Genomic DNA, 18,413 nt, shown 5'->3' with positions numbered 1-18,413 from the left:
TCTGTATGTTACGTATTGTGCTCCTGCAATTTATCGTCACGGTCGTTGTTGCAGGTGTGGCAGGGTTATTGGGCGGCATGTCCGGATTTATTTCTGCGCTGCTCGGCGGCATCTGTTGCGCAGTTCCTAACGGATTGTTTGCACTCCGTCTTTTTTTCAGCGCTCGCAAACCTGGCGGCGCTGATCCGATATCATTTTTTATCGGCGAATTTGTCAAAATTGCTACGACGGTTGCGCTCTTGGGCGCAGTTGTATGGTTGTACCACGGTATCAATTGGCTGGCTTTTATCGTCAGCTTCATCGTGGTGCTGAAAAGTTACTTTATCTTACTGTTTAGACGCCAATCATGACTGCAGCTGTACTCGACGCACCACTTACCCCCTCAGAATATATTGTCCATCACCTTGGGCATCTTTCGACAGGTCACCAATCCAAGATTATTGATTTTTCGATCATCAACATCGATACCATTTTTTGGTCGGTGTTTGCCGGCGTGCTCGGCTGCCTGCTGATGTATCTGGCAGCGCGTAAAGCCACACCTGGCGTACCGGGGCGTTTTCAGGCTTTCGTCGAGATGGTGGTCGAAATGGTTGAAAACCAGTCCAAGGAAATCGTCCACGGTGACCGCAGTTTCATCGCACCGCTGGCACTGACCGTGTTTGTCTGGGTCGCGTTGATGAACTCGCTCGACTTCCTGCCGGTTGATATGTTTGCCACCTTCTTCAAGCTGGTCGGACTGGATGGCGTGATTTCGCATCACCGCGTGGTACCGACTGCCGATTTGAACGGCACGATGGGGATCGCACTGGGTGTGCTGGCACTGATGCTGTTTTATAGCATCAAGATCAAGGGCGCCGGCGGTTTTGTGCATGAATTGCTGACTGCACCGTTCGGTATCTGGTTAGCGCCTTTCAATCTGTTATTGAATCTTATCGAATTCGCTGCAAAAACCGTGTCGTTAGGGATGCGACTGTTCGGCAACATGTATGCCGGCGAATTGTTGTTCCTGTTGATTGCATTGCTGGGTTCCGCTGCGACCACATTCGGTTTCGTCGGACACGTGATTGCCGGTTCGGTCTGGGCGATTTTCCATGTCCTGATCGTGTTGTTGCAAGCGTTTATTTTCATGATGCTGACCCTGGTCTACATCGGTCAGGCGCACGAGAAACACTAAGGTTGGGGATGTAAGCCGGCACTAAGCGGCACCCGCATCAGTAATGGTAGGTTTGGTGGTTTTATTTTTTGATTTGCCTTTTGTATTAACTTTAACTTTGAAGGAATTGTCATGACGGATCTGTCTTTTGTTGCTTTGGCTTGCGGTTTGATTATCGGTCTGGGTGCTATCGGTGCTTGTATCGGTATCGCTATCATGGGCGGTAAATATCTTGAGGCATCCGCACGCCAGCCAGAATTGATGAACACTTTGCAAACTAAGATGTTCTTGCTGGCTGGTTTGATCGACGCTGCGTTCCTGATCGGTGTTGGTATCGCCATGTTGTTCGCTTTCGCAAATCCGTTCATCGCTAAGTAATTCGGGCGGCACAGATTCTCATTTTGCTGAAATTATTTCAGCACACGTTATTCTGAGAAGGAAATTACCGTGAACTTAAATGCAACATTGTTTGCGCAGTTCGTGGTCTTCTTTATCCTCGCCGGCTTCACGATGAAATTCGTGTGGCCGCCGTTGATGAAAGCGCTTGATGAGCGCACCAAGAAGATTGCGGACGGCTTAGCAGCCGCTGATCGCGGCAAGGCAGATCTGGCAGCCTCTGAAAAGCGGGTACTGGCAGAAATGGCAAGCGCGCGCGAAGAAGGCCAGAAGCGCATTGGCGAGGCTGAAAAGCGCGCTCAGCTGATTATCGACGAAGCCAAAAAAACAGCTTCCCATGAAGCTGCACGTATCATTGCGATTGCCAAAGCCGATGCGGACCAGCAAGTAACCAAAGCGCGTGACGGTTTGCGCGGCGAAGTTGCGGCCCTGGCGGTTAAAGGCGCCGAACAGATCCTGAAGCGCGAAGTCAATGCAGCGGCACACGCCGACTTGTTGAATCAACTGAAAACAGAGCTGTAATCATGGCTGAAATCGCAACGATTGCCCGCCCTTATGCAGACGCGCTGTTCCGTGTGGCCAAGTCGCAAGACTTGGCTGCGTGGTCTGAGCTGGTCATTGAGATGGCACAGGTGGCTGCCCATCCGGATGTTCAGGCGCTGGCGCAAAATCCCGTATTGACACATCAGCAGGTTGCTGACACCTTTCTTGCGCTGTTGAAATCACCGCTGACTGCCGAAGCCAAAAACTTTGTCAGCACGCTGGTTGCCAATGGTCGTTTGACAGCGCTGCCGGAAATCGCCGAGCAATTCCTTGCGCTGAAAAATGCCGAGGAAGGTGCCGCCGATGTTGAAATCACCAGCGCCTTTGAACTGTCTGCAGCACAAGTGCAAGAACTGCTGGTCACGTTGGAAAAGAAATTCGGCCGCAAGCTCAACCCTACTGTCAAAGTGGACAGTACGCTGATTGGTGGAGTGCGCGTGGTGGTTGGCGACGAAGTGCTGGACACATCGGTACGCGCCAAGCTGCAACAGTTACATGTCGCTTTGACGGCTTAAACAACTGCGTCGAACTGAGTGGCCCGAGTCCTTAGCGTAAGCCAAAGAGAAAATTTTTAGGAGTTAGTATGCAACTCAACGCGTCTGAAATCAGCGAACTGATCAAGAGCCGGATTCAAGGCCTTGGCGATACCGCTGAGATTCGTAATCAAGGCACGGTTATTTCCGTGTCCGACGGTATCTGCCGTATCCATGGTCTGTCTGACGTGATGCAAGGTGAGATGCTGGAATTCCCAGGCAATACATTCGGTCTGGCCCTGAACCTGGAACGCGATTCCGTCGGCGCCGTTATTTTGGGCGACTTCGAGCACATCTCCGAAGGCGATACAGTGAAATGTACTGGTCGTATTCTGGAAGTGCCTATCGGTCCTGAGCTGCGCGGTCGTGTCGTCAATGCGCTGGGTCAGCCAATTGACGGTAAAGGTCCGGTCAACGCCAAGTTGACAGCACCGATCGAAAAAATCGCACCGGGCGTGATTGCGCGTCAATCCGTTTCCGAGCCGATGCAAACCGGTATCAAGTCGATTGACTCGATGGTGCCGATCGGCCGCGGTCAACGCGAATTGATCATTGGTGACCGCCAAACCGGCAAGACCGCGGTAGCGATTGATGCCATCATCAATCAAAAAGGCCAAAACGTGACATGTATCTATGTCGCGATCGGTCAAAAAGCATCGTCGATCAAAAACATCGTGCGTTCGCTGGAAACACACGGCGCGATGGAATACACCATCGTTGTTGCAGCGTCGGCTTCCGAGTCGGCAGCGATGCAATTCGTGTCGCCTTACTCCGGTTGCGCCATGGGTGAATATTTCCGTGACCGCGGTGAAGATGCATTGATCGTGTATGACGATTTGTCCAAGCAAGCTGTTGCGTACCGTCAGGTCTCGCTGCTGCTGCGTCGTCCACCAGGTCGTGAAGCATACCCTGGCGACGTGTTCTACCTGCACAGCCGTTTGCTGGAGCGTGCAGCACGGGTCAATCCTGCTTACGTCGAAGCGTTCACCAAAGGTGAAGTCAAGGGCAAGACTGGTTCATTGACGGCTTTGCCTATCATTGAAACCCAGGCCGGTGACGTTTCCGCTTTCGTTCCAACCAACGTGATTTCGATCACGGACGGTCAGATCTTCCTGGAAACTTCGCTGTTCAACGCTGGTATCCGTCCTGCGATTAACGCTGGTATTTCGGTATCGCGCGTTGGTGGTGCTGCCCAGACCAAGGTTATCAAGAACCTGTCCGGCGGTATTCGTACCGATTTGGCACAGTATCGTGAATTGGCCGCGTTTGCGCAGTTTGCTTCCGATCTGGACGCGGCAACCCGTAAACAGCTGGATCGCGGTGCACGTGTGACCGAACTGTTGAAGCAAGCACAATACTCGCCATTGCCGATCTCGCTGATGGCAGTGACATTGTTCGCGGTCAACAAGGGTTTCATGGATGATGTTGAAGTGAAGAAATTGCTGCCATTCGAAGCGGCTCTGCATGAATTCATGAAAACCAGCCACGCACCGCTGTTGAAAAAGATCGAAGAAACCAAGCAACTCGACAAAGATGCTGAAGCCGCATTGTCTGCTGCAGTTGCTGATTTCAAAAAATCCTACGCGCATTAATTTTCTGGGGCTATAAGGAGTAACAACTCATGGCTACAGGCAAAGAGATACGCGGCAAGATCAAGAGCGTAGAAAATACGAAGAAGATCACCAAGGCGATGGAAATGGTCGCGGCATCCAAAATGCGCAAAGCGCAAGAGCGGATGCTGGCGGCACGTCCCTATAGTGAAAAGATTCGTAATATGGCTTCCAACTTGTCGCAAGCGAATCCGGAATACACGCATCCGTTCATGACCGAGCAGGACAGCGCCAAGACGGTTGGTTTCATTGTCGTCACAACCGACAAAGGTTTGTGCGGCGGGATGAATACCAACTCCTTGCGTCTGCTGACCGGCAAGATGCGTGAGCTGGAATCAGCGGGTAACAAGGTTCAAGCAGTCGCAATCGGTAACAAGGGCCTGGGTTTTCTGAACCGGGTCGGCGCTAAAGTCGTATCGCACGTCACGCACCTCGGTGATACACCGCATCTGGACAAGTTGATCGGCCCGGTGAAGGTATTGCTGGACGCCTACGAAGAAGGTCGTCTGGACGCGGTTTACCTGGTGTATACCAAGTTCATCAACACGATGAGACAGGAACCGACGCTGCTGAAATTGCTGCCGCTGTCGAACGGGCATATCGAGGCTGAAAAAGATGGCGCCCCTGCGTGGGATTACATCTATGAACCGGATGTGCAAAGCGTGATCGATGATCTGCTGCTGCGCTATGTGGAAACGCTGATTTATCAGGCGGTTGCGGAAAACATGGCGTCCGAACAATCGGCGCGGATGGTCGCAATGAAGTCGGCAAGCGACAACGCCGGTAACGTGATTGGTGAGTTGAAGCTGGTGTACAACAAGACTCGTCAGGCGGCGATTACCAAGGAATTGTCGGAAATCGTTTCCGGTGCGGCTGCGGTGTAGCGCACTTAAGCGCTCTCAACGACCATAACGCGTAATTGCGTTCAACTGAAATTAATTTTATATATTGAAGGAACGAAAATGGCTGATGGCAAAATCGTTCAGTGTATCGGCGCTGTTGTGGACGTTGAATTTCCACGTGACGCGATGCCTAAGATTTACGACGCCTTGAAGATGGAAGGTTCGGAACTGACGCTAGAAGTACAACAGCAACTGGGCGACGGTATCGTTCGTACTATTGCGCTGGGTACTTCCGACGGTCTGCGTCGCGGCATGATGATCAAGAACACCGGTAAGCCAATCATGGTGCCTACCGGTAAGGCAACACTTGGCCGCATCATGGACGTATTGGGTAACCCAATCGACGAATGCGGTCCGGTAAGCCACGCAACAACCGCTTCCATCCACCGTAAAGCACCTGCGTACGACGAACTGTCGCCATCGCAAGAGTTGCTGGAAACAGGTATCAAGGTTATTGACCTGGTTTGCCCGTTTGCCAAGGGTGGTAAAGTCGGTCTGTTCGGCGGTGCGGGTGTCGGCAAGACCGTCAACATGATGGAACTGATCAACAACATCGCTAAAGCGCACAGTGGTTTGTCGGTGTTTGCCGGTGTTGGCGAACGTACTCGTGAAGGTAACGACTTCTATCACGAAATGGCTGACGCAAAAGTGGTTGATCTGGAAAATCCGGAGAACTCCAAAGTTGCGATGGTCTACGGTCAGATGAATGAACCGCCGGGTAACCGTCTGCGCGTTGCCTTGACCGGTCTGACGATCGCCGAAGGCTTCCGTGACGAAGGTAAAGACGTGCTGTTCTTCGTCGATAACATTTACCGTTACACACTGGCCGGTACTGAAGTTTCGGCGCTGCTGGGTCGTATGCCTTCCGCTGTGGGTTATCAACCTACACTGGCTGAAGAAATGGGCCGTCTGCAAGAGCGTATTACATCGACCAAGACTGGTTCGATTACCTCGATTCAAGCGGTTTATGTTCCAGCCGATGACTTGACCGACCCGTCGCCGGCAACCACGTTTGCTCACTTGGACTCCACCGTTGTGTTGTCACGCGACATCGCTTCGCTGGGTATTTATCCAGCGGTCGATCCGCTCGATTCAACCTCGCGTCAGCTGGATCCATTAGTCGTTGGTCAAGAGCACTACGAAACAGCACGCGCTGTTCAGGGTACTCTGCAGCGCTACAAGGAATTGCGCGACATTATCGCGATTCTGGGTATGGACGAGTTGGCACCGGAAGACAAACTGCTGGTAGCGCGTGCACGTAAGATGCAACGTTTCCTGTCGCAGCCATTCCACGTTGCAGAAGTGTTTACCGGCTCGCCTGGTAAATACGTTTCGCTGAAAGACACGATCAAGGGCTTCAAGATGATCGCTAGCGGCGAACTCGATCACCTGCCGGAACAAGCGTTCTACATGGTCGGTACGATCGAAGAAGCAATCGAGAAAGCCAAGAAGATCAATTAATGCGTAGCGCTGCAGGGTGATCACAGCGGCGCGGACGCACTGCCAATGGTTAGTGTCCGCACCGCCGCAACGCACAATGCAGCCGTTATACAGAATTGATTGAATGGATAAATAAGGGTCTAACATGGCAAACACTATTCACGTTGACGTGGTTTCGGCAGAAGAACTGATCTTCTCCGGCGAAGCCGAATTCGTCGCGTTGCCGGGTGAGTCGGGCGAGTTGGGGATTTTTCCTCGCCACACGCCGTTGATCACGCGCATCAAGCCGGGTGCGGTACGCATCAAGGTGCCAGGTCAGGCACAGGACGAATTTGTGTTCGTCGCTGGTGGCTTGCTGGAAGTGCAGCCGGATAACGTTACGGTCCTGGCCGACACCGCGATCCGCGGCGCCGATCTGGATGAGGCGAAAGCGACTGAAGCCAAGCGTCTGGCAGAAGAAGCGTTGACCAATCAGGAATCGAAAATCGATTACGCAAAAGCGCAGGCGGAATTGTCTGCGGCAATTGCGCAGTTGGCAGCGATCCATAAATTGCGTTCAAAAGGCCGTTAATCCAGCAGTTTGGATGATGACTTCGCCTTGAAAAGAAGATAACAAAAAAGCAGCTTCGGCTGCTTTTTTGTTATCTTCGAATATGGTGATTTTTAGTCGCTTATAGCTGCGCTCAAATTGTGCTGTTGCACTCTGGAATGATTGAAATAATGTCGGACAGAGTCAAGTAAGATACCAGCATCACTCCCAGTTCCTGTAAAGAAGCGCGCTAACCTGGATAGGAAAATTCTCCATGCCAACACCATCCGCCACACAAAATCAATCGGACAAGCCTATCATTGCGGTCGTCGGTTTATCAAATAGACCTGAGCGGCCAAGTTATGGTGTTGCGCGTTATATGCAAGAGCATGGCTATCGGATTATTCCGGTCAATCCCATGCATGTAGGTACTCACATCCTGGGAGAGCATTGCTACAAAGATCTGTATCAAGCCGCTGAAGTGTTGGCCGTGGATAATCTGAAAATCGAGATCGTCAATTGCTTTCGCAAGGCGAATGACATTCCACCCATAGTCGGTGAAGCGATCATGATCGGCGCCAGCTGCGTCTGGATGCAACTTGGGATCGTCAACCAGGATGCGGCAGACAAGGCTGTTAAAGCCGGATTGACGGTCGTGATGGATCTCTGCATCAAGATTGAACATGCGCGAGGGGACCTGCACGGCGTGCTGTAATTTTCTCGCGTCATCCATCGCATTCGGATATCTGCAAATTCTTGCAAACGGTCAGCCCACCATGCATACCGCTGAGCTAAAATCGACAACTATTGCAAGGGCGAAATGTGTGGTTGTCGGCAACGTATCGACTTGCATTGTGTCGCAGCAGCGATCTGGAATAAATTGTTGCAGCAATAAATGGAGTTCCTCATGTCAGCGCAGAGCCAGTTCCGGGCCACAAAAAAAGCCAAAATCAAGGATGCCGATGCGAGCAAAAAGCCGCTGTCGAGCGGCGACAAGCTTAAGGATAAAGCGCAGGTAGTCGTATTGGCGACGGCAATCGGCGTGCAACAAGATCTGTTGTACGCCGGCCAACAGCACAAATTGCTGGTGGTGTTGCAGGGGATGGATACCAGCGGCAAGGACGGCACGGTGAAAGACGTATTTTGCGGCGTCAATCCGCAGGGGATCAACATCGCCGGTTTCAAGGCGCCGACGGCGATCGAAAAAGCCCATGACTACTTGTGGCGGGTCCATCAACAGGTGCCGCGATCCGGCGAAATGACGGTTTTCAACCGCAGTCACTATGAGGACGTCCTGGTGACGCGGGTGCATGACTGGATCGATGAAGACGAATGCGCGCGGCGCTATGCCCAGATTTGTGATTTTGAGCGGATGCTGGCCGAAACCGGCACCACCATCATCAAGTTTCTGCTGCATATCTCGAAGGATGAGCAGGCCAGTCGCCTGCAAGAACGCATCGACGATCCCGAAAAAAACTGGAAATTCGATCCACAGGATCTGGTGGAGCGAAAATATTGGGACGTCTATCAGGATTTGTTTTCCCGGGCGATTCAGGCCACCGATGCCGACCACGCGCCATGGTATGTGATTCCTGCCAATTCCAAGACGCACCGTAATTTAGCGATTGCCAGTATCGTACTGGAAACGCTGCAGGATTTGAAACTGACACCTCCGGCGGCCAATCCGGAATTGGCTGGTGTAAAAATAGTTTAAGTGGTTCGCCTCAAGGAGAATGCAGGTGCGTCGATGGTTACCCGAATTACTCGCATTGTCGTTACTGCCCTGGCTGCTTATCCAAGGCCGGCGTGTACGCAGGATGACACCGCGCCTGCCGCAGGCGGTGGGGCCGAATAGCGGCATGACACGACCGCAGGCGATTGCCGGCGCGCAGCAACCTGGACAGCCGCCTTTGCAGTTGCTGACAATCGGCGAATCACCGGTGGCGGGCGTTGGCGTGGCCACCCATTACGAAGCGATTACCGGTCAGTTTGCGAATGCGTTGGCGGCGCGTTTGGGACGGCCGGTAGCGTGGCAGGCGATAGGCAAGAATGGCGCGACGCTGCATAGCGCCATCAAGACCATGCTCCCGCAAATCATGGATAAACCAGCGCCGCAACATGTTGACGTGGTGCTGCTTGCGTTTGGTGTGAATGACAGTACCGCATTCCGATCCCGTCGCCGCTATCGCGCTGAACTGAAATATCTATTGCAGCAATTGCAACTGCATTTGTCTCCGCGGCTGATCGTGGTTACCGGCGTGCCGCCGCTCGATTTATTTCCAGTGTTGCCGCAACCCCTGCGCTATGTGCTGGGCCTGAAAGCGCGGGAACTGGATACTGTGGCGCAACAGGTAGTTGCCGATTTGTCACATCAGATGCATGTGACGCGGGTCCCCATGCTAAAGAACCTTACGGAGCCGGCGCTGATGGCTTCGGATGGCTATCATCCGTCGGCTGCCGGGGCCGCGATGTGGGGACGCCAGCTGGCGACCGCGGTGGCGCCCTTATTAAAATATCGCAAGAAGAAGGCGCCGCCAGCGGTGACTGAACCGCGTTAATCGGATCATTCTCTGAAACTATTTAAGCCAGTGATTCGAGATTTGATCGTAGTCGCCGGTCGCCTTTAGCTGATGCATCCAGGTATCGACGAATTCCTTGAAGGGCACATCAGCGCGCGGTAGCATGAAGGCCTTTTCCGCAAATTGGAGTGGCTTGTCCGGATTGATCGCACACAGTTCGGGGTGCAGTTTCGACTGCCATAGCGTCTCGCTGGCGTCGGTCACCATGATATCGGCCTTGCCGGTGACGATCTGATCGAAGATGGTGAGGTTGTCCGGATGCGCAATCAATTGGGCCTGTTTGTAGTGGGTCTTGGCAAAGCGCTCATTCGTGCCGCCCGGATTGACGATGGCGCGGGTGCCTGGCTGGTCGATGGCTGCCAGTGATTGGAATTTCGCCACATCGGTGCAGCGTGCGATTGCTGCTTTTCCATCGACCATGTGCGGTACTGAAAACGAGACTTTTTTCTGCCTATCAAACGTAACGGAAACGCCGCCCATCGCGATATCGCATTTTTCCAGGAAGTCATTGGTCAGGGTTGACCAGCTTGTTTTGACGAATTGCGCCTGAACGCCGATCGCCTTGGCTAACGACTGCGCCAGATCGACATCGATTCCCTCAAATGTCTGGTCGGCTTTATAGAACGTAAACGGCTTGTAGTCGCCGGTCATGCAGACGCGCAGTTTGCCGGACTGGATGACCTGGTCGAGACGGGAGGCCGAGGTCTCGCTACCTGCCAGCGCGGATGCTGACAGCGATACGGCCGCGCAGCCAGCCAGTGCGCAAAAAAACAGCTTATTCATGGATTCTCCGATGGTTGTTATTCGCCGGGGATCTCCGGAAAAATCCCCGGCAAGGGCAGACTGCGAGTTACTTCCAGTGCGCCTTGATAATTGCGGCCAGCTTATCGAAAGCAGGTTGAATCTGTTCGCTCGGTACGCAAGCGTAGCCGAGCAACAAGCCGTTGTGTGCAGAGGCCGGATCCATGTAATACCGCGATAACGGCCGGGCGACGATACCGGCCTCACGCGCTGCACGGCTGATGGCCAGGTCATCGCATTCCGGCGGCAAGCCCAGCGCCAGATGCAAACCGGCTTCGCCGCCGGTCAGCGTGATGCGATCGCCGAAGTGGCGTGCGATCGCATCCTGTAGCAGTTGCAGGCGCTCCGCATATAGCATGCGCATGCGTCGGATGTGCGATGCAAAGTGGCCCTCGGTCATGAAGTCTGCCATGATCGCCTGCAAAAACACCTGACTGCCGCGATATAGTTCGGACACGCCGGTGGCAAATGCCGCCGCCAGTGACTCCGGCACTACCATGAAGCCGATCCGCATACTGGGAAACATGGTTTTGCTAAAGGTCCCCATATAGAGTACGCGGCCATGCGTATCCATCCCTTGCAAGGCCGCCAGCGGGCGACTGCCGTAGCGGAATTCGCTGTCGTAATCATCCTCGATAATCCAGACTTTGCGGCTTGCCGCATATTCCAGCAACATCCGCCGCCGCGACAGGCTCATCACCATCCCGAGCGGATATTGATGCGATGGTGTGGTGCAGATAAAACGCGGTGGCTGACGCAGGTTGGCCAGGCGCATGCGCATGCCCTGGGCATCCACCGGGATGGCGACCGGCTTGATCCCAAGCGAGTTGAGCACGCTGCGGGTACCCCAGTAACAAGGGTCTTCGACCCAGGCGCTATCGCCATGTTCGCCCAGCAATTTGACAACGATATCCAGCGACTGGTGGATGCCGGTGGTAATGATGACCTGGTTGGCATGACAGTTGACCGAGCGCGCCATGCGCAGGTATTCGGCGATCGCTTCGCGCAGCGGCATATAGCCGCCCGCTTCGCCGTAGGTCAACAAATGCGCACTCGCGCGCCGCCAGTGCTTGTTTTGCAGGCGGCTCCATATCTTGTGCGGGAACAGCGTCACGTCCGGCACGCCGGGCATGAATGCGCCCCATTGCAAATCGTTGACGCCCGCTTGTTGAATCAATTGCGCGCCGTGCGCGGAGAGTTCCGATTGACCGCTGGGATCGGTCAGCGGCGCTTTGTTCAAGCGCGCCCCGGGAATTTGATCCGGCGTGGTATCGGCGATGAAGGTACCGGAGCCTGCCCGGGTCTCCAGATAACCTTCAGCGATCAATTGTTCATAGGCGTAAGTCACGGTATTGCGGGATATTGCCAGTTCGTGCGCGAGATCGCGCGTCGACGGCAGTTGCAAACCGGATGGCAGCAGCTGTGACAGGATGGCTTCGCGAATAGCCTGATAAATCTGGCGGTTCAGGGGCGCAGCAGCGCTCGAGGACCCGGATTTCGCCGTGGTGAGCGGACGCAGCAAGCTGCCGTCCGGACGACGCTCAATCCGCATCAGCAGAAATTCGGAGAGGGAGGCGATGCGCAAAGTGGCTCCATTAGAAAACTGAGAGTGGCACTATATTATAGGTCCACGACAGTCGTAGTATGTGAGATGCATTAGAAAATGCGAAAAACACATACTACGGAGCTCCCCTATGAAAAACGATGGTCAGAACGCCACCGCGAAGCCAGTCACCAACGCCGAACTTCACCAACGCAAGAATGCTGCAACGCCACGCGGCGTCGGCGTCATGTGCGATTTCTATGCTTCACATGCATTGAATTCGGAAATATGGGATGTTGAAAACCGTCGGTTTATCGACTTCGCCGCCGGTATCGCCGTATTGAACACTGGCCATCGTCACCCGAAACTGGTGGCCGCAATCCAGGAACAACTGGGAAAATTCACTCATACCGCGTATCAAATTGTGCCGTACGCAAGCTACGTCGAACTGGCCGAACGCATCAACGCGATTACACCGGGCACGCACGCCAAGAAAACCACGTTTTTTTCGACCGGCGCTGAAGCAGTGGAAAACGCCGTCAAGATTGCGCGGGTTGCCACCGGCCGCAGCGCCGTGATCGCCTTTTCCGGCGCTTTCCACGGCCGCACCATGATGGGCATGGCGCTGACCGGTAAAGTGGTGCCGTACAAAGTCGGTTTCGGACCATTCCCGGCCGAAGTCTATCACGTGCCGTTCCCGGTGGAACTGCATGGCGTCAGCACTGAAGATTCGCTGGCGGCATTGCAAACCTTGTTCAAGTCGGATGTCGATCCGAAGCGCGTCGCAGCCATCATCCTGGAGCCGGTGCAAGGCGAAGGCGGCTTTTATGCGGCGCCGCTCGCGTTCATGCAGGCATTGCGCAAGTTATGCGACGAGTTGGGTATTTTGCTGATCGTGGACGAGGTGCAAACAGGGTTTGCCCGTACCGGCAAGTTGTTTGCCATCGAGCATTACGATGTGATTCCTGACCTGATGACGATGGCCAAGAGCCTGGCTGGCGGCATGCCGTTGTCGGCGGTCTGCGGGCGTGCCGAAATTATGGACGCGGCAGCACCCGGCGGTCTCGGCGGTACGTATGCCGGGAATCCATTGGCGGTGGCGTCGGCGCTGGCGGTGCTGGATGTGATTGAAGAAGAGCAACTGGTGGAGCGCGCCAATGTTCTCGGCGCAAAGCTCAAGCAGCGGCTCGAAACGATCCGTACCGAGGTCCCGCAGATCGCCGATATTCGCGGCTTTGGGGCAATGGTGGCGGTCGAGTTCATGAAGCCGGGAACCAACGATGCGGATGCCGATTTTGCCAAGCGGGTACAAGCCGAGGCCCTTAAAAAAGGCTTGCTGTTGTTGACCTGCGGGGTCTACAGTAACGCTATCCGTTTTCTGTATCCATTGACCATTCAGGATGCCTTGATGGATGAAGCATTGGATATTCTCGACGCCGCAATGCGCAGCGCAGTGGCAGGCTGAACCGCCGCCCGCGTGCCGCCAAGGCGGCAGCGCGGCGGGTGGTAGATCGGGTTCTCAAGCCCGATCGCATGGGGAAAAATTATAAAAATGATCATACCAATAATGCGGCGCACCGTTGGCATTCCATCTGTAGGCAGGAGAACAAGTTGAAGCAAGAAGATTTTGCCCCTCATCTAGACGGTTTCGCAGGTAACGGTGCGGATACGCTGGTGCAGTTTACGGGCGTCAAGAAAACCTATGACGGCGAAAACCTGGTGGTCAAGAATCTCAACCTGGATGTCCAGCGTGGCGAATTCCTGACGTTGTTGGGGCCATCCGGTTCCGGCAAGACAACCTGTTTGATGATGCTGGCCGGATTTGAGTTTCCGACCGGTGGCGAGATTCGGCTGGATGGCCAGTTGCTCAACAAAGTACCGCCGCACAAGCGCAATATCGGCATGGTGTTTCAGAACTACGCGCTGTTTCCGCATATGACGGTGGCGCAAAACGTCGCCTATCCGCTACGGGTGCGCAACATTAACGGCAGCGAGCGCGCCGACAAGGTCAAGAAGGCGCTCGATATGGTCCAGATGGGCAAGTTCGGCGACCGCTATCCGGGCCAGTTGTCCGGCGGTCAGCAACAGCGTATTGCATTGGGCCGGGCGCTGGTCTTCGATCCGAAACTGGTGCTGATGGATGAGCCGCTGGGCGCGCTCGATAAACAGTTGCGCGAGCACATGCAACTCGAACTGAAAGCGCTGCATAAACGGCTCGGGGTGACCTTCGTGTATGTGACGCACGATCAAAGCGAAGCACTGACGATGTCGGACCGGGTCGCGGTGTTCGATCAGGGCATCATCCAGCAGCTGGCGGTGGTCGACCGCTTGTACGAATATCCTGAAAATCAATTCGTCGCCGGTTTCATCGGCGATAACAATCGCTTCAACGGCATCGTCGCATCGACCGATGGACCACTCGGCACGGTGCGCTTGCCGCACGGCGCGCTACTGACCGGCGTCAATGCCAACCAGGCCAGCGCCAATCAGGCGGTAGTCGCCTGCATCCGGCCAGAACGCATACGCCTGCTGCCGTTGGACAGTGCCGGAGCGAGTGCGCTGCGTGCGAATGTCACCAGCCTGATCTATTTCGGCGATCACGTGCGCGTGCGCTGTGCCATTCCGCAACAGGCAGACTGTTTCGTCAAACTCACATTGAACGACCCGGCTTTGGCCGGCTTACAAGAAGGAACGCAAGTGGTACTGGATATAAATCCCGACCATTTGCGTATTTTCGTTTGAGGCATCTCTAAAAGCCGCCTGCGGGCATTGGCAAATGCGCCAATCTCCGGGCTGCAAGGACGGGATGGCGCGCGGCCGTACGATTGGTGTGGCAGCGCTTCTTACTCCGACCTTGGGCAAGGTCAGCGTTAGCTGAAGCTACGGTTTTTTGAGATACCTTGAATTTGGCAATACCAGCACTTCCACACTTGCACCCACCAGGAGACGTGATGAAATTGTTATACAAACCTGTTCTGACCGGCATCGTTTTGTCTTTGGCTGCAATCGGCATGGCCCAGGCCGCTAACCTGACGATTGTCAATTTCGGCGGGGCCAACGGCGCCGCGCAAAAAGTCGCTTACATCGAACCGTTTGCCAAGGCCACCGGCGACAAGATTACGGTGGTGGAATTCAATGGCGAACTGGCCAAAATCAAAGCCATGGTCGAAGCCAAGAAAGTCAGCTGGGACGTAGTGGAAGTGGATGCCGGTGATATCGGTCGCGCTTGCGAAGAAGGCTTGCTGGAAAAAATCGACGTCAAAAAACTGGTCAACAAAGCCGACCTCCTGCCGTCGGCAATTCACGAATGCGGGATCGGCGCGTTTGTCTGGTCGACTGTGCTGGCCTACGATGCCGACAAGCTGAAAGTGGCGCCGAAGGATTGGGCCGATTTCTGGAACGTCAAGAAATTTCCTGGCAAGCGCGCCATGAAGAAGGGCGCCGAGTACACGCTGGAATTTGCGCTGATGGCCGATGGCGTGGCGCCTAAGGACGTCTACAAGGTGCTCGGCACCAAGGCCGGTGTCGATCGCGCATTCAAGAAACTGGATGAACTCAAGCCGAACATTCAATGGTGGGAAGCGGGCGCACAACCGCCGCAATTCCTGGTGGCCGGCGACGTCGTGATGTCGACCGCGTTCAACGGCCGGATCGACGCCGCACAGCGCGAAGGCAAAAACCTGAAGGTGAGCTGGACCGGCAGTATTTACACGCTCGATTTCTGGGTCATTCCAAAGGGAACGCCGAACAAGGACCAGTCCGAGAAATTCATCGCGTTTGCCAGCACCCCGGAATCGCAAAAAAATTACGCCAGCAACATTGCCTACGGTCCGGTGAACAACAAAGCGCTGAAGATGCTGGATGCCAAAACGCTGGCGAACCTGCCGACGTCTGCGGCGAATGCCAAGGATGCGCTGCAACTCAGTTTGTCGTTCTGGACCGACCACGGTGAAGAATTGGAACAACGCTTCACTGCGTGGGCTGCCAAGTAATTCGATTTTTGTATCAAACGCGTACTTTGTTATCGGCTCTTGCCCAGTAGGGCAAGAGCCATCCCTTGCAAGGGATGCGCGTGACGCAGCTGTTTAAGCTTCGAGGAAAGGTGGCGGGGGAGTGGTTTTCAGAGGAAGCGACTGGCATCCTGTTACCACCGCGCGCCAGGTTTCGGTCGCCTTTTTGCCATTGCCTAAATCGTGGCGGCATCTTTTTTGGTAACACCAGATCACTATGACTTCTATTGCATCCGGCGCCGGCGTCCCTCCCATGACGACGCAGCCTTCTACTCCGCCGCAGCCGAATATACAGCTCAAGCGGGAGTTGCGCCAGGCCATGTTTCGCAAGCGTACTGCCGCGCTGGCGCTGATCGCGCCGCTGGCGATTTTTTTGCTGCTGACCTTTCTGGTGCCGATTGCCATGCTGCTCAAGCGCGCGGTGGAGAATCCGGAAATTGCCACGACGCTCCCGCATACCGTCGCAGCGCTGGCTAGCTGGGATCGCAAGAGCGCGCCGCCGGATGCCGCCTATGCCGCGCTGGCGGTCGATTTGCAGAAAGCGCAACAGGATAGCGCGACCGGAGGGCTGGCACGTCGCCTGAATTCGGAAATCTCCGGCGCCCGTTCCATCATCATGAAAACGGCGCGGGCATTGCCGCTGCAGGATGCCAACGGTCAGCCTTTGCCGGCCACGCAAATCAAGCCGGCCCTGATCGAGCTCGATCCGCAATGGGGCGAACTGGATTACTGGCAGGCGATCGCCAAGAACGGCGCGCCGTATTCGCCGTATTACTTGTTGGCGGCGCTCGACCTGAAGCAGGATGCCTACGGCCATATCGAACAAGTCGACGCTAGCGCATCGGTATATCAAAAGATTTTTGGGCGTACTTTCTGGATGAGCCTGGTGGTGACGCTGGCCTGCGTGGCGATCGGCTATCCGCTGGCCTACTGGTTATCCACCATGTCGGAACGACGCGCCAATCTGTTCATGATCCTGGTCCTGATCCCGTTCTGGACTTCGGTGCTGGTGCGGGTCGCAGCCTGGATTGTCTTGCTGCAATCGGAGGGGCTGGTCAACAAGGCGCTGATGGCAATCGGCTTGACGCAGGGGCCGCTGGAACTGCTGTTCAACCGTATCGGCGTGTATATCGCCATGACCCACATCCTGTTGCCGTTCATGATTCTGCCGCTGTATAGCGTGATGAAAGCCATTCCGCCAACCTATTTGCGCGCCGCGGTATCGCTCGGCAGTCATCCGTTTGCCGCGTTCTGGCGTGTATATGTGCCGCAAACCTATCCCGGGATTGGCGCGGGTGCATTGCTGGTATTTATTTTGTCGGTCGGTTACTACATTACGCCGGCATTGCTGGGCGGACCGAACGAGCAGATGGTAAGTTATTACATCGCCTATTTCACCAACGTCACCATCAACTGGGGCATGGCTTGCGCACTCGGTGCGTTGCTGTTTGCCGCCACGCTGGTGCTGTATACGGTGTATCGCCGCTTTACCAAAATTGATGTGAGCATGGCCTAAGCCATGATGATCATGAAGATATTTCCGCAATTCCCTCCCTATCTCTCGTTCACCGAGCGTGTCTGGTTTTTCTTTTCGCGCGGGTTCAATGTGCTGGTGCTGGTGTTCCTGTTGCTGCCGATCCTGGTGATCATCCCATTGTCGTTCAGCGATAGCACGTTCCTGGTGTATCCGATTCCCAGTTACTCGTTGCGCTGGTATCACAATCTGGTGCATTCGGATGAGTGGATCAGCGCTGCCAAGAACAGTTTTATCGTGGCGCCTTGCGCCACCGTGCTGGCGACAGTGCTTGGCACGCTGGCGGCAGTCGGCTTGAACAAGGCGGATTTTCGCGGCAAGGGTTTGTTGATGGCGGTGCTGATCTCGCCGATGGTGGTGCCGGTGGTGGTGACCGGGGTCGGGGTTTATCTGTTCTTCGCAACGATCGGCTTGTCCGATAGTTACACCGGCCTGATCCTGGCGCATGCGGCACTGGGCGCACCGTTTGTCGTGACGACGGTATTGGCAACGCTGCAGGGATTCAATCACAATCTGGTGCGCGCCAGCCTGAGCCTGGGCGCCAATCCGCTGACGACGTTCTTTCGCATCACGCTGCCGGTTATTGCGCCGGGCTTGATTTCGGGTGCGTTGTTCGCCTTTGCCACTTCGTTCGACGATGTCGTGGTGGTGCTATTTGTTGCCGGTCCGGGGCAGGCCACTTTGCCGCGCCAGATGTTTACCGGCATCAAGGAAAATATCAGCCCGACGATCGCCGCACTGGCAACTATTCTGATTGTGTTTTCGACCTGCCTGTTGCTGACGCTGGAATGGATACGCGGCCGTAGCAAGGCGTTGGCCAAAATATAACGCAGCCGGGAG

Annotated in this window: 19 protein-coding genes; 17 read left to right on the top strand and 2 right to left on the bottom strand. The window is 55.0% G+C overall.

Features of this window, described 5'->3' with window-relative positions:
- The first annotated feature begins 5 nt into the window (after positions 1-5).
- The 12 genes from AC3CHX_RS27525 to AC3CHX_RS27470 all read left to right on the top strand — a co-directional run bounded on the left by AC3CHX_RS27525 (position 6) and on the right by AC3CHX_RS27470 (position 9,664).
- Positions 6-350 (top strand): ATP synthase subunit I, encoded by a 345-nt coding sequence (locus AC3CHX_RS27525; RefSeq protein WP_488631115.1) that lies wholly within the window; start codon positions 6-8, stop codon positions 348-350.
- Complete coding sequence (gene atpB, locus AC3CHX_RS27520; RefSeq protein WP_488631114.1) at positions 347-1,174, top strand: F0F1 ATP synthase subunit A; 828 nt, start codon at positions 347-349, stop codon at positions 1,172-1,174. The genes AC3CHX_RS27525 and atpB overlap by 4 nt, the downstream gene beginning before the upstream one ends.
- A gap of 111 nt (positions 1,175-1,285) precedes the next feature.
- A complete protein-coding gene (atpE, locus tag AC3CHX_RS27515; protein ID WP_011872763.1) occupies positions 1,286-1,531 on the top strand; it encodes a F0F1 ATP synthase subunit C in 246 nt (81 codons plus the stop codon).
- A gap of 69 nt (positions 1,532-1,600) precedes the next feature.
- Positions 1,601-2,071 carry a F0F1 ATP synthase subunit B gene (locus AC3CHX_RS27510; RefSeq protein WP_488631113.1) on the top strand — a complete coding sequence of 157 codons (471 nt, stop codon included), beginning with the start codon at positions 1,601-1,603 and terminating at the stop codon, positions 2,069-2,071.
- Positions 2,072-2,073: 2 nt separating this feature from the next.
- Positions 2,074-2,607 carry a F0F1 ATP synthase subunit delta gene (locus AC3CHX_RS27505; protein WP_488631112.1) on the top strand — a complete coding sequence of 178 codons (534 nt, stop codon included), beginning with the start codon at positions 2,074-2,076 and terminating at the stop codon, positions 2,605-2,607.
- A gap of 68 nt (positions 2,608-2,675) precedes the next feature.
- Positions 2,676-4,217 (top strand): F0F1 ATP synthase subunit alpha, encoded by a 1,542-nt coding sequence (atpA, locus tag AC3CHX_RS27500; protein ID WP_488631111.1) that lies wholly within the window; start codon positions 2,676-2,678, stop codon positions 4,215-4,217.
- Positions 4,218-4,246: 29 nt separating this feature from the next.
- The gene (gene atpG / locus AC3CHX_RS27495) at positions 4,247-5,119 is read left to right on the top strand and encodes a F0F1 ATP synthase subunit gamma (protein WP_488631110.1); all 873 of its coding nucleotides are present in this window, start codon (positions 4,247-4,249) and stop codon (positions 5,117-5,119) included.
- A 78-nt stretch (positions 5,120-5,197) separates the two neighbouring features.
- Positions 5,198-6,598: a F0F1 ATP synthase subunit beta gene (atpD, locus tag AC3CHX_RS27490; RefSeq protein ID WP_488631109.1), complete on the top strand. Its 1,401-nt coding sequence runs from the start codon at positions 5,198-5,200 to the stop codon at positions 6,596-6,598.
- Between the two features lie 124 nt (positions 6,599-6,722).
- Positions 6,723-7,148: a F0F1 ATP synthase subunit epsilon gene (locus AC3CHX_RS27485; RefSeq protein WP_488631108.1), complete on the top strand. Its 426-nt coding sequence runs from the start codon at positions 6,723-6,725 to the stop codon at positions 7,146-7,148.
- A gap of 232 nt (positions 7,149-7,380) precedes the next feature.
- A complete protein-coding gene (locus tag AC3CHX_RS27480) occupies positions 7,381-7,821 on the top strand; it encodes a CoA-binding protein (RefSeq protein ID WP_488631107.1) in 441 nt (146 codons plus the stop codon).
- A 192-nt stretch (positions 7,822-8,013) separates the two neighbouring features.
- Positions 8,014-8,820 carry a PPK2 family polyphosphate kinase gene (locus AC3CHX_RS27475; RefSeq protein WP_488631106.1) on the top strand — a complete coding sequence of 269 codons (807 nt, stop codon included), beginning with the start codon at positions 8,014-8,016 and terminating at the stop codon, positions 8,818-8,820.
- 19 nt (positions 8,821-8,839) lie between these two features.
- A complete protein-coding gene (locus tag AC3CHX_RS27470; RefSeq protein ID WP_488631105.1) occupies positions 8,840-9,664 on the top strand; it encodes an SGNH/GDSL hydrolase family protein in 825 nt (274 codons plus the stop codon).
- A gap of 18 nt (positions 9,665-9,682) precedes the next feature.
- Here AC3CHX_RS27470 and AC3CHX_RS27465 read toward each other — a convergent pair whose 3' ends face one another.
- Together AC3CHX_RS27465 and pdxR are read right to left on the bottom strand one after the other, a co-directional pair.
- Positions 9,683-10,468, bottom strand: a complete 786-nt coding sequence (locus AC3CHX_RS27465) for a transporter substrate-binding domain-containing protein (RefSeq protein WP_488631104.1) — start codon at positions 10,466-10,468, stop codon at positions 9,683-9,685.
- Between the two features lie 67 nt (positions 10,469-10,535).
- Positions 10,536-12,071, bottom strand: a complete 1,536-nt coding sequence (gene pdxR / locus AC3CHX_RS27460) for a MocR-like pyridoxine biosynthesis transcription factor PdxR (protein ID WP_488631103.1) — start codon at positions 12,069-12,071, stop codon at positions 10,536-10,538.
- A 109-nt stretch (positions 12,072-12,180) separates the two neighbouring features.
- On the opposite strand from pdxR, the gene AC3CHX_RS27455 reads away from it, so the two are divergent.
- From AC3CHX_RS27455 to AC3CHX_RS27435, 5 genes are all read left to right on the top strand, one after another.
- Positions 12,181-13,494, top strand: a complete 1,314-nt coding sequence (locus AC3CHX_RS27455; protein WP_488631102.1) for a 4-aminobutyrate--2-oxoglutarate transaminase — start codon at positions 12,181-12,183, stop codon at positions 13,492-13,494.
- Between the two features lie 146 nt (positions 13,495-13,640).
- The gene (locus AC3CHX_RS27450; protein WP_488631101.1) at positions 13,641-14,771 is read left to right on the top strand and encodes an ABC transporter ATP-binding protein; all 1,131 of its coding nucleotides are present in this window, start codon (positions 13,641-13,643) and stop codon (positions 14,769-14,771) included.
- A 209-nt stretch (positions 14,772-14,980) separates the two neighbouring features.
- Complete coding sequence (locus tag AC3CHX_RS27445; protein ID WP_488631100.1) at positions 14,981-16,021, top strand: ABC transporter substrate-binding protein; 1,041 nt, start codon at positions 14,981-14,983, stop codon at positions 16,019-16,021.
- Between the two features lie 271 nt (positions 16,022-16,292).
- Positions 16,293-17,555 (top strand): ABC transporter permease, encoded by a 1,263-nt coding sequence (locus tag AC3CHX_RS27440; protein WP_488644955.1) that lies wholly within the window; start codon positions 16,293-16,295, stop codon positions 17,553-17,555.
- A 12-nt stretch (positions 17,556-17,567) separates the two neighbouring features.
- Positions 17,568-18,401: an ABC transporter permease gene (locus tag AC3CHX_RS27435; protein WP_488644954.1), complete on the top strand. Its 834-nt coding sequence runs from the start codon at positions 17,568-17,570 to the stop codon at positions 18,399-18,401.
- Positions 18,402-18,413 lie beyond the last annotated feature (12 nt).

It is taken from the genome of Glaciimonas sp. OK215 (assembly GCF_057787885.1).
This window is presented reverse-complemented; position numbering and strand designations above follow the sequence as displayed.

Bases quoted from the DNA above. Each gene is read 5' to 3' on its own strand.
- AC3CHX_RS27525 (WP_488631115.1), top strand. From the start codon at position 6: ATGTTACGTATTGTGCTCCTGCAATTTATCGTCACGGTCGTTGTTGCA.
- atpB (WP_488631114.1), top strand. From the start codon at position 347: ATGACTGCAGCTGTACTCGACGCACCACTTACCCCCTCAGAATATATT.
- atpE (WP_011872763.1), top strand. From the start codon at position 1,286: ATGACGGATCTGTCTTTTGTTGCTTTGGCTTGCGGTTTGATTATCGGT.
- AC3CHX_RS27505 (WP_488631112.1), top strand. From the start codon at position 2,074: ATGGCTGAAATCGCAACGATTGCCCGCCCTTATGCAGACGCGCTGTTC.
- atpA (WP_488631111.1), top strand. From the start codon at position 2,676: ATGCAACTCAACGCGTCTGAAATCAGCGAACTGATCAAGAGCCGGATT.
- atpG (WP_488631110.1), top strand. From the start codon at position 4,247: ATGGCTACAGGCAAAGAGATACGCGGCAAGATCAAGAGCGTAGAAAAT.
- atpD (WP_488631109.1), top strand. From the start codon at position 5,198: ATGGCTGATGGCAAAATCGTTCAGTGTATCGGCGCTGTTGTGGACGTT.
- AC3CHX_RS27485 (WP_488631108.1), top strand. From the start codon at position 6,723: ATGGCAAACACTATTCACGTTGACGTGGTTTCGGCAGAAGAACTGATC.
- AC3CHX_RS27480 (WP_488631107.1), top strand. From the start codon at position 7,381: ATGCCAACACCATCCGCCACACAAAATCAATCGGACAAGCCTATCATT.
- AC3CHX_RS27475 (WP_488631106.1), top strand. From the start codon at position 8,014: ATGTCAGCGCAGAGCCAGTTCCGGGCCACAAAAAAAGCCAAAATCAAG.
- AC3CHX_RS27470 (WP_488631105.1), top strand. From the start codon at position 8,840: ATGCAGGTGCGTCGATGGTTACCCGAATTACTCGCATTGTCGTTACTG.
- AC3CHX_RS27465 (WP_488631104.1), bottom strand. From the start codon at position 10,468: ATGAATAAGCTGTTTTTTTGCGCACTGGCTGGCTGCGCGGCCGTATCG.
- AC3CHX_RS27455 (WP_488631102.1), top strand. From the start codon at position 12,181: ATGAAAAACGATGGTCAGAACGCCACCGCGAAGCCAGTCACCAACGCC.
- AC3CHX_RS27445 (WP_488631100.1), top strand. From the start codon at position 14,981: ATGAAATTGTTATACAAACCTGTTCTGACCGGCATCGTTTTGTCTTTG.
- AC3CHX_RS27440 (WP_488644955.1), top strand. From the start codon at position 16,293: ATGACGACGCAGCCTTCTACTCCGCCGCAGCCGAATATACAGCTCAAG.
- AC3CHX_RS27435 (WP_488644954.1), top strand. From the start codon at position 17,568: ATGAAGATATTTCCGCAATTCCCTCCCTATCTCTCGTTCACCGAGCGT.